Raw genomic sequence first — 11,934 nt, 5'->3', positions numbered from 1 at the left:
AAATGGAAATATTTTCATAGGTAGGCACTCTTAAAACCCCTTGGGGGGGGGGCAAGTATTAAAATAAAGATATATACATTATTTAATACATTCTCTAGAAGAGGGTTTGCTCATGAGAAAAAGATTACTACTTAAAGGGCGGTCTCTTAACATTTGTTACGCCTTTAATTTCGTCTGCATGTTTTGTGCCAAATTATGAAAAAGACATAAATAAAAATATTGATGATAAAAATGAAGTAAATAGACAGTGAGAAAAAATATTTATTAATAGCCTAACAGGTTCAGATATTAAAAAAATAGAAATAGATAACTGAGCAAAAATTCAAATTGAAAGCTCCAAAGCACTTTTAGCCTCAGCAAAAATGACTGAGGATATTTTTAGTGATCAATTTAAAAATTTAGCCAATAATGCTATAAATAGATACAAAAGGCATGGGGATAAACATGCATCTGAATCTGCAAAAATGACTAAAAGTCTTTTTAGTGACTCATTAGGTAGGTCAGTTGAGAGTATCAAAACAAAAGCTTATAGAGACTCTATTTCAGGCCTAGATATAGATATTCACCCAAGCAATGAACAATTAAAAGATGAAGAAAAGCGCTTGGATGAATTGGTTAAAAAGATTCTAGACGAGGTTAAAAAGGAAAATGAAAAAATTCTAAATTTCAAGAGTAAATGAGACTCTAAATTTAGCAATAGTATCACTGGCACCGATATTAAAAAGTCGCAATTAATAGATCCATGGTGAATTGCATATAAAAAATACATAGAGCTATTAGAAAGTCAAATAGCCAAGGCAACTGACAAAACTAATAAAATAAGAGAAGAAATAACCAAATTAATAGAGTCAATAAATAAGATTAAATTAGATCGTAAAGCAGATATATATGCCAATGATTCATCAAATTATACAGCTAGATTATTTGATGAATCAAATGCTGATAAAATCAAAGATGCTGAAGAAATATATACTAAAGAATTAGCTGATAAGTATTACTCTTATGTTGACAATAAAGTGAGTTCAGCTGAAAGCACTAAAAAGTTGTTTGACGATTCGCTAAGAGATTTAACTAAAGAAGCGCTGACAAGATATAAAAAACATGGCGACAAGCATGCATCTGAATCAGCAAAAATGATTGGTGAATTATTTAGTGACTCGTTTAAAAGATCAATAGAAAGCATAAAGACCAAGATCTATAGAGATTCAATTTCTGGTGAAGATATTAAGACTCATTGAACTAGTGATGATATTGAAAGGGCTATAAATAAGGCTTTGAGGGAAAACTTAGATCTTAATTTATCTAAATTAAACGAGTTCAAAGCAGCTAATGATATTGCTAAAATTTTTGATGATACATACATTGATTTAACTAAAGAAGCGCTGACAAGATATAAAAAACATGGTGACAAGCATGCATTTGAATCGGCAAAAATGGTTGCAGAATTATTTAGCGACTCATTTAGAAGAGCAATAGAGAGCATCAAGACCAAGATCTATAGAGACTCTGCTTCTGGTTTAGACATTAACATTCACTGAACTAAAGAGGATTTAGACAGATGAACTAGCAAAGTTCTAAGAGACAACTGAGACTTAAATAAAGGCATATTGGACGAAATTAAGGCATCAGATATTACAGGCAAACTATTTGACAATAGTTATGATAGAGCAATGGACGAAGTTAAAGCAAGAGTTTACAGAGACTCAATTTCAGGCTTAGACATAGAGCTCCATCCAACTAATGAGCAATTAAAAGCTGAACTTAAGAAGCTAAATGACGAAGTAAGAAAATATTTAGAAGAAAACTTAAGAATCAATAAAGCTAAATTTGCTGAAACATCTTCAGCAATAAGCACAGGAAAACTATTTGATGATGAATATACTGACTTAGTCAAAATTGCTAAGAATCGAACTAAAGAGTCAATTTTCTTTGATTTAAGAAACAGAGACTGATGATTTAAAGATCCAGATTTAGATTTATTACGCTTACCTATCTTGAAAAAGCACTATTTTCATAATTCGTTATTTAAAATTAATCCTGATTTTACTAATGATAGAAAAAAGATCAAAGATCTTGCTACCAAGCTTGATATCGAAATAATAGATCGTCAAAAAGGAGTTATGGAGATTGTTGATGGAAAATTATATTGAACACAAGAAGGAGCCCACAACTCAGTTATTTATAAAGAGATTGAAGGAATAGTACTAAATTCAAATTTAAGCGATGAAGAAAAAAGGAATATTTCTTCAATTGAACATAATGGCAAAAAGCCAACAATTGGTGGATTCGGTTTTGACAAACATATTGGTGTACTTGTAAAAAAAACTAATAAAGATAACATATATGAAATAACATACAGGCTAATTCTCAAGAATGGCGAGTTTTATAAAGGCGATAATAAACAAGAGACACGAACTCAAATCATTGATTTGAGCTCTTCTGCTGAAACTTTAACAAATAACTAATATCAACATTTGAGCTTATATTTCTGCTACGTTATCACTAAAAGTTATTTAGACTCCAAAAGTCAAAAAGTAATATGGAAAAGTTTCCATATTTTTTATACTTTTTTGGGGGTTCATTATGTCAAACCCTAAAAAAGTTGGTGGTGGGCAATATAATTTTTATAGATTATTAATTATTATTGAGTGTAGAATTTATGAAAAAACACTACTCGCAAAAAATGTGCTGCTTCTTATTTCAATGCCACTGATTTCATCTGCTTGTTATGCACCAAATATTTTGGAAAATAATGCAAATAAGCCTTGTTTGAAAGGATTTTTCAAACAAAAATCATAATGATGTGTATTGCCCTAGTGAAATAAAGTTTTTGTCGATAGCCCAACCGGGCATGATATTAGCAAAATCGAGCTAGATAAGTGAGAAAAAAATCGCTTAAAAAATTCTAGGGGATTTTTAGCATCAGCCAAAATGACAGGCGAATTATTTAGTGATGAATTTCTAGATTATGAAATAAACATTATTAAAAATGAAATAGATTCAAGAATTCATAACTAAGAGCACAGTATCTCTAGTGCTGAAAGTACAGCTAGAATGTTTGATGATACTTATACTGATTTGGCTAAAAAAGCAGTAGAAAGATATAAAAAACATACCGATAAGCACTTATCTGAATCTGCAAAATATTTTGCAGAATTATTTAGTGATAAACATAAAGCCTGAGTGGATAGAGTTAAAAGCAATATTGAGGCAAAAATATATAGAGATTCAACTTCTGGTCTAGATATTGACTTGCATCCAACTAAGGCTCAATTAGAAGCTGAAGAAAAACGCTTATCGGAATTAGTTAAGAAAATACTAGAAGATAATAAGGAAAATAATGAAAAAAGCTTTGAATTTAGTGAAAAATGAAACTCTAATCTAAATTTATAAATGATATTAGCGGGCTAGATATAAAAGATTCTCAATTGCTTGATCCTTGATGAATAGCATATAAAAATAAATTAGAAGCACTATCAAGAAAAATTGATAAAGAAGTTAACAATGTTAATGATATAAGAAAAGAAATCGCCAAGTTAATTGAACAAATTCAAAAAATTAAGTTTGAAATTGAAATCAAAAAAATAGAAAATACTTCATCAGTATTAACCGAAAAGCTATTTGATGAATCGGATGCAGACAAGATTAAGGATGCTGAAAGAAGATATGCTAAGGAATTAGCAGATAAACTTAAAGTTTACAATAATCACAGGACTAAATCTGCAAATGCCACAGTAGAGTTATTTAGTAATGAATGACTTAGAGAAATTGAAAAAGCTAAAAGAGATAAAGAAATTAGCTCAAAAATCTATAACAATTCAGCTTCTGGTTTAGACATTAACATTCACTGAACTAAAGAAGACTTAAACAGATGGGCTAACAAAGTTTTAAAAGACAATTGAGACTTAAATAAAGGCACATTGGACAAAATTAAAGCTGCAGATATTACAGGAAAAATTTTTGATGACACTTATACTGATGCAATCAAAGAGGTGTCAGAAAGACAAGCAAGGGCTGAAGAAGCTAGAGAAGCTGCTAAAGTTGAAGCTGAAATTAAATTAATTGATCATAAAGTTTCAGCTTCAGATATTACTGGCGAATTATTTAGCGATGAACATCAAAAATGGGTTGAAAAAGTCAAAAATAATATTAAGACTAGAATTTATAGAGACTCAAAATCAGGTTTAGACATAGATATTCATTGGACAAAAGAAGATTTAGAGAGATGAGTCAAAAAGGCTCTAAAAGACAACTTAAAGCTTAATTTAGATAAATTAAATGAATTAAAAGCTGCAAATGTAATAGCTAAGATTTTTGATGACACTTATACTGATGCAATCAAAGAAATCGAAAGAAAAGCAAGAGCTGAAGAAGCTAAAGAAGCTGCTAAAGTAGATAAAGAAATAGAAAGAATCAACCATAAAGTTTCTGCTTCAGATATTACTGGCGAATTATTCAGCATTGAACATCAAAAATGAGTTAATAAAATTAAAAATAACATTAAAGCAAGGATATATAGAGACTCAAAATCAGGCTTAGATATTAACATCCATCCAACAAGAGAAGAACTTGATGAAATGGTAAAGAAAATTTTATCTAAGAATCTCAAAGATAATAAGGTAGCTTGACTTATGGGTCTAGCAGCAAGGGATACTGGGAAAATATTTGATGATACTTACACAGATGCAATAAAAGATGCAATAAAACGTGCTAAGGAACATGAACAATGACTTAAGCAATTTAAAGAACCAGTTGTCTTTGATTCAAGAAGCTGAGACTGATTTGTAAAGGATCCAGAGTTGGATAAATACTGATTGCCAAAAGTAAGAACATATCTAAAACGTAAAGTGTTATTACAGGTAAACAAAGATATTGATAAAAAGATAGCAAATGAAATTATCAAAGGGCTTAACGATATAGTAGATAATAATTCTGGTATTTTGGAAATTAAGGACGGTAATGTTTGATCAGTGGACAAAAAATGATATTCTTACTTAGGCTTAGATGGCACTCATTACATTATCCCAGGTTTAACACTTAATCATTCTATAAGCAATGTCTTAAGAAGATATATCACAACTGGAGGAGATAAAGATAAAAACCATCCTACTATCGGAGGATTTGGTGTTGGCCAAAACAGATTATTTGTAAAGAGACTTAGTGCTGGAGTATTTTCAATAGATGCTAGAATAGCACTTAAAGATGGAACATACTCTAACACTATTTACAATCAAATTATCGATTTATCCAAATATCTAAAATAACTTTTTGATTTTTCATACAAAAGTAAGAAATACCTGCATTTGAATATCAGGTATTTTTTTGATTAAATTGTTTCAACCGCGATTGAATTTCCATCAATAGTAGTTTTTAAACACTAAGGCACAAAATTAGGAATATTTTTTTGATAATTATAAGGCGTTAAATTTGCTTATTGTTATAATTTAGAATAATAATTAGGCTAAGAGTTATAAAGGGGGTATAAACATGCTGAAAATGGTGAAAATACTGCCTTCTAAAATTAAGTGAGTTTTTATTATTGGCTCGTTTTTAACACTTATTTATGCTTTGCTTAATGTTATGCTACCGCTTTTGATTAAAAAGTATATTGACTTAATTCTTACAGAAGACAGACAAGCTCCTTATCGTATGGACTTTTTAAATGGCAGAATCGATTTTGGTTTTGTTAGCTATAATGAAGCTTTTAAATGGCTTACTATTGTTGTATTGTTGCAAACGATATTAACTGCTTCCTTAGCCTTTCTTTCTACTTTAGTAATTGTTTTAGCTGCCGAAAGAAGTAGTTACTTTTACCGTAATACGCTTTATAAAAAAATACAAAGCTATTCGCTCAAAAACATTGCTGATTTAAAGGCTGAATCAATTATTACTAGAATTTCAAATGATATAGCCATCTTTTGAGAGTTTTTGGTTAACGGTACTTCAGTTATGATTAAGGGAATATTCTTAATTATTGGCGGTCTAACTGTTGCTTCTTTAGTTGATTGAAAAATGTCATTAAGCATTATAGCTATCATTCCAATTGTTATAGTAATGGGAACAATCATAAGCTTAAAAACTGGCCCGTTATTAAAGCAAACTCAAAAAGCTGTTGATGCTGTAACAAAAGTAGTTGATGAAAATATTTCAGGAATAAGAGTTATAAAAACTTTTAATTTAGAAACTAAAAGACTTGATCTTTTAAAAGACATCAACAATGCTTGATATGATAGTCAATATAAATCAGCAATGATTTTTTCAACAGCATACCCTGTTTTCCAAATGCTTATTAACTGATTAATGATAGGTATATATTCAGTTGCTGGTTACTATGCTACTATTAGTCAAATTAATAAAGACATTTTGACCAACATTCACTTATTTATAGACTTATTGTGACAAGTTGCTGTCGGTATATTATTAATGCTTTTATTCCTTAGCTCTTTATTTAGAGCAAGAGTGGCTGCAACTAGAATTATTGAAGCCTATGACTATGAAACTGACAACTTACGTGTTGAAAAAGGCGAAATAATAGATGAATATGATGTGGAAATCAAAAACTTATCATTTAAATATTATGATGCTTCACCAAACTTTGCAATAGCTAATGTTGATATTAGTTTGCCATATAGAAAAAGTCTTGGCATAATTGGCCCAATGGGTAGTGGTAAGAGTACTATTGTTAACCTTTTAGTGAATAATTACAAGTATAAAGAAGGCTCTATTAAAATTGGCAATAAAGAAGTTAGCCTAGTTAATTCAAAAAACTTGCATGAAACTGTGGGAATTGTGCACCAAGAAGCCTTACTTTATACTGGAACTATTAGAAGCAATATGCTTTGAGCTAAAGATGATGCTAGTGATGAAGAAATAATGCAAGCACTTAAAGATGCCTGCGCTGATGATTTTGTAAGTAAATTTGAAGACGGGCTAGACCATCCTGTTTATCAAGGAGGAAAAAACCTTTCAGGCGGGCAAAAGCAAAGACTTTCGATTGCTAGAGCCTTATTACGTAAGCCAAAAATTTTGATTCTAGATGATTCAACTAGTGCATTAGATAACATAACTGCTTCAAAAGTGATTGACAACATTAAAGAAAAATACGAATGCAGCACAATTATTATTAGCCAAAAAATTAGCAACATTAAAAACGCTGATGAAATAATTGTAATGTCAACTAACGGCTTTATTATCAGCAGAGGCACACACAATCATTTAGCACACTCATGTGAGTTTTATAAACAAATATACGAAACTCAATTAGAACAGTAAAGGAGGCAATTATGATTAAAGTTAAAAAATCTAAAAAAGAAAAAGTCACAACTGTCTCTACTATTGGCCTTTTAAAAGCGTCATTAAAATTTATGTCTGCTAATGAAAAAAAGTCCTTAATTTATGGACTTGTGCTTTCGTTTTTTGAGGCACTTTTATATACATTTGGTACAGCCATGACCGGATTTATAATTGGCTGATTTTTTACTAAAGATGTAATTGCTAACAAAGCTCCTTTTAATACGCCAATGTTTATTGTCTCAATGGCAGGCTTGGCTTTATCCTTTGGGCTTTATTTAGTAACTAGAATGATTCAAAACAAATTGCTCTTATCTGCAAGTTTTAGAACCACTGCAAAAATGAGAGAAGTAGCATCTAAGAATTTGCTTTATATGCCTATTTCATACCACGATAAGAACAAAGTGGGTGATCAAATTTCTACTCTTACTAATGATATAAATAATATAGCCTTAACAATGACACAGCTATTTAACGAAACATCGGGAAAGATTTTTAAAGTATTATTTGCTGTGATCTTTATGCTTTGTTACTCAATTACTTTATCGGCAATTGTATTGCCTGTGACATTTGCTTTTTGTGCTTTAAGCTGATTATTATTAGCTAAAGCTAGAGTGCCTTACATCAAGATGACTGATTATTTTGGTGACATGAATGCATATGTTGAAGAGATGCTAAAAAACACAAAAGTAACTCAATCTTTTGACAAAGAAAATGAATCATTTAACAATTTTGAAATAATAGCAAGAAATGTTAAAAAACAGTCATTTATCGGTGACGTGTATTCAAAATTCTTTGACCCATGATTTGTTGTTTTCTCAAACTTTTTGGTTTTAATAATTTTAGCAATTTCACTGCTTTTCAAAATAAACAACATTAATTTTGTCGGCGTTGTTGGCCAAGATGTTACTGCTTTAATTATTGGTTACATTAACTTAATGTTTACTTTTACAAGCACTGTGCAAATATTTTTTAACATAGTGTTCTCAACTCAAATTGGGGTAGCTTCAACTAACAGAATTTTTAAATTAGTTGGCTTAGAATTGCCTGCTGATATTGAAAATCCAATGTATTTAAAAGCTTCAACAATGCGTGGGCATGTTGAATTTGATAATGTTTCATTTAGATACAACAAAAATTCAAATAAATACCAACTAAAGAATGCTTCATTTTATGCTAAACCTGGCAAAGTTATTGCAATTGTTGGCCCTACAGGCGCAGGTAAGACAACAATTATTAACTTACTTAGCAAGTTCTATGACTATGAAGCTGGCTCAATCAAAATTGATGGCTTAGAGCTTAAACAAATCCCAAAAGATAACTTGCTTGAACTAATGACAGTTGTCTTGCAAGATTCATTTATGTTTAATGACACAATTATGAACAATTTAAAGGTTGCTAATCCAAATGCAACTGACCAAGAAGTAATTGAAGCTGCTAATATAACTAGCGCTCATCACTTTATCCAAAGTTACAAAAATGGCTATCAAACAGTCATAGAAAACAACGGAGCTAACCTATCTCAAGGCGAAAGACAGCTTCTTTCTATAACAAGAGCAATTTTAGGCGATAAAAAGATTTTGGTACTAGATGAAGCTACTTCAAATGTTGATTCAAATACAGAAAAAATTGTGCAAGATGCATTGCAAAATTCAATAATGAAAAACAAAACGTCATTTGTTATTGCGCATAGACTAAGCACTATCAGAGATGCTGATTTAATTCTGGTTGTTAATGACGGCCAAATTATTGAAAAAGGTAATCATAAAGAGCTAATGGCAGCACAAGGGTTTTACTACAACCTCCATCAATCTCAATTTAAGTAATAAGCTTCGGCTTATTTTTTATTGACTTTACTGATTTAAAAGCAATCAAAAAAAACAAGCTTTTTAAGCCTGTTTTATAGTCACTTTCGTGAAATGGTACGCCCGAGAGGACTCGAACCTCTGACCCAATGGTTAAAAGCCATTTGCTCTACCGCCTGAGCTACGGGCGCATTTATGCCCTCTAATTAAAGCGGACATCTGGTACCCAGAACTGGACTTGAACCAGCACGAACTAACGTTCGAGGGATTTTAAGTCCCTTGCGTCTACCTATTCCGCCACCTGGGCATCTTTTAAAATGCATTAATATTATATAGTATAAACAAAATATAGAAACAATTTTTTTAGGTTAATTTCTAAATTTTTGCTTACTTAATTCATAACAAATTACAGGCTAAAGAAGTAATTACAACAAATTAATTTTTATGTAAAATCAGAGTAACTTATTAAGCTAACATTATTCCTAAGATACTCCAGATATTTATTAACAATTTGACTTACATATTTTTTGTAAGGAGCAATAATAGGTGAATATGTTTCATAATAATATTTATTTGAATTATTTATTGTAATATCTAGATTATTGCTTTTGATAATGTAATCTCAAAAGATGTGTAGAAGTATATTTAACTCTTCAAGTGTAATATATATTTTGTAATTTTGCGCTAATTCTGGATAACGGTTAAAGTAGCGAATTCTTTGCACACTTGTATTATATTCATTACTATATATGGTAGCAGAATAATCGGCGGGTGTTTTATCATGTTTTAAACTCATTTTGGCCTCTATTGAATATAAAGGTATTTGATCAATTCATCAGTCATTGTGTAATACAGTCTTTTTTCTAATAGCGCTATAAAACAGTTTAATTCACTGATTTTCAGCTAAAGAATTGTTTGCATAATTATCAGGATAATTCAGTTTTAAATAGTCACTGAATGACATTTTGTAATCTCACACAAAAGTTGAATTAAGTTGTTTTGACATTTTTGGTATAGAAGCTTCATAATAAAATTGTTTAGCTGGATAACTGCTAATATCATTGTTAAAAATATTATGAATTTTAGTTTTTCTTATTTTCTGACTCTTTCAAATATTTTCCATTTTGAAATATTTGGGAACTCCGAAACCAGTTTTATTTTTTGATCAATTTTTTCTTCAATATTCATGCTCTGAAGATAGTTCATCAAAAGAAAATTTAGTATTTTTAGATGCATTTGTCTTTGAATAGGTAGCTGAACTAGTTAGCAATAGCTTAACTTCTGAAATTGACAATTCTCTATTTAGTTTATGTTGTAGTCTTGAAATAAGTCCGGTTATTAATGGCGCCGATTTACTTGTTCCTATGAACTCAAGTAAATATTTTATTTTTTTTCTTAATTTTGATGAACTGCTTTGTGCATCTATGTAACTTTTTATATTATCATAAATACTTTTGTATTTGTTTTCAATGATTATAGATTCTTTATCATTTTTATATGAGTTTCCATAAGTGGAAATTAAAGGGTATGTGCCCGTATTTTTTTGGTAAAGGAACTAAAAGGACTTGCTATATTGCTTCAATTAACAGAGCCTACAGAAATAATTCCATCATGATAGTGCAGACTTTGTCAATATGATAAGGCCTTAAAAAGTTTTTCCTTTCTAGTTTTTGGATCAATAAAACTAGGAAAGTCAAAGTCAGATATCCAATTGTTATCAAAATCATAAATTCAATTGTTGTTATTAAATGCTTTATCCAAAATAGCACGGATTGTTCTTAGCATTCTAGTGTTCGGTGTTTGATTAAAAAATGATTGAAAACTACTATAAATTTTGTCCTTTGAAATTATCCCGTTTTCCATAAATTCAGGCTGATTTAAAAATTCATTATTCCCCATTTCATTAGTAATTTCATTATTATCATTACCGCTAGATTGAATTATTTTTATATTGTTTTTTTGAGCATATTTTCCAATTTCGCTATAGTTTTTCTTAATCGATGACAAATTGTAAATTTGTTCATTTTCAAATAAAGTAAAATACACAATTGCTTTTGCAAGCAATAAATAAGAGTGTTTTAATCTTTTTTTGTCAGAAGTTGATAACGAGTTCATTACAGTAGAGTTTTTATATTTTGTAAAAATGTTTTTACTGTAGGATGAATTTGAAATATTGTAAATTAAGTCATATGGATTTGTTGGTCCTAAACTCATATTTATCAATTTAATGTCATATTTCTCATAAAAATTTTTGATATAGTCAATAATGTTAGCATTATTAAGTGATGAATAATATAGTAACGCATTTGGATTTATGCCAGTATCAGTTCCAATTAATGAACAAACTGCATATCCATGATCATCAATTGCTATGTTGGAGTCTTTAGCTTTATCTAGCAAAATTTTTTTGAAATGAAAATTTTTATTTTGAGAAAGAAAATAATCTTCGGTAGTATCGTGAAGTTCAATTATGCCAACCTTATCATATTTATTACTTTCATAATTTTGATGTGTGTCATCTCTATCTCATATTCCTAATTTGTCATAGTAAGGCTTGTAAAGTTTGATTAATTTATTATATAAAGCTTTGCTTATTGTTTCTGAGCTATTAGCATTTAATTTTATTTCGTTGTCATTATTTGGTAAAGAAGTTGCAACCATAATCATAGGCATAAAATATGCTGGTGCACATAGAAATTTAAAAGATCTGTTCATATCGTTAACTAAATTATAGTACTTAATATAATGAAATATCTTGATAATTTGCATTGATACCTATAAATTAGCCAAATTAGACAGATTACTAAATACTATTTTTAACATAATAATGTACATTTAA

The 11,934-nt window shown here is 29.8% G+C and carries 6 protein-coding genes, 2 tRNA genes and 1 pseudogene; 5 read left to right on the top strand and 4 right to left on the bottom strand.

Features of this window, described 5'->3' with window-relative positions:
• Positions 1-185: 185 nt before the first annotated feature.
• The 5 genes and pseudogenes from MAG_RS03080 (at position 186) to MAG_RS03055 (ending at position 9,116) form a co-directional block, all read left to right on the top strand.
• Entirely contained in the window at positions 186-2,465 is a 2,280-nt protein-coding gene (locus MAG_RS03080) for an MAG6090-like repeat-containing lipoprotein (RefSeq protein ID WP_011949760.1), read from the top strand.
• A 118-nt stretch (positions 2,466-2,583) separates the two neighbouring features.
• Positions 2,584-2,799, top strand: coding sequence for a lipoprotein, MAG6090 family (locus MAG_RS03075; protein WP_041308771.1), 216 nt, complete (start codon positions 2,584-2,586; stop codon positions 2,797-2,799).
• A gap of 417 nt (positions 2,800-3,216) precedes the next feature.
• Positions 3,217-5,264 (top strand): annotated as a pseudogene (locus MAG_RS03065) (MAG6090-like repeat-containing lipoprotein); the annotation flags it as partial.
• A gap of 223 nt (positions 5,265-5,487) precedes the next feature.
• The gene (locus MAG_RS03060; protein ID WP_011949757.1) at positions 5,488-7,272 is read left to right on the top strand and encodes an ABC transporter ATP-binding protein; all 1,785 of its coding nucleotides are present in this window, start codon (positions 5,488-5,490) and stop codon (positions 7,270-7,272) included.
• 11 nt (positions 7,273-7,283) lie between these two features.
• Positions 7,284-9,116: an ABC transporter ATP-binding protein gene (locus MAG_RS03055; protein ID WP_011949756.1), complete on the top strand. Its 1,833-nt coding sequence runs from the start codon at positions 7,284-7,286 to the stop codon at positions 9,114-9,116.
• Positions 9,117-9,210: 94 nt separating this feature from the next.
• Here the strand turns inward: MAG_RS03055 and MAG_RS03050 are convergent.
• The 4 genes from MAG_RS03050 to MAG_RS03895 form a co-directional block, all read right to left on the bottom strand.
• Positions 9,211-9,286 (bottom strand) — tRNA-Lys (locus tag MAG_RS03050).
• A gap of 29 nt (positions 9,287-9,315) precedes the next feature.
• Positions 9,316-9,402: transfer RNA gene (locus tag MAG_RS03045), tRNA-Leu, on the bottom strand.
• A gap of 135 nt (positions 9,403-9,537) precedes the next feature.
• On the bottom strand, positions 9,538-10,389 hold the full coding sequence (locus tag MAG_RS03900; protein ID WP_011949755.1) for a hypothetical protein: 852 nt from the start codon (positions 10,387-10,389) through the stop codon (positions 9,538-9,540).
• A gap of 224 nt (positions 10,390-10,613) precedes the next feature.
• On the bottom strand, positions 10,614-11,810 hold the full coding sequence (locus MAG_RS03895) for a hypothetical protein (protein WP_154644750.1): 1,197 nt from the start codon (positions 11,808-11,810) through the stop codon (positions 10,614-10,616).
• Between the last annotated feature and the right edge of the window lie 124 nt (positions 11,811-11,934).

Source organism: Mycoplasmopsis agalactiae PG2, from assembly GCF_000063605.1.
Classification (GTDB): Bacteria; Bacillota_I; Bacilli_A; order Mycoplasmatales; family Metamycoplasmataceae; genus Mycoplasmopsis; species Mycoplasmopsis agalactiae.
Note: the sequence above shows the minus strand (reverse complement) of the source record. Positions and strands in the feature narration are given on the sequence as shown.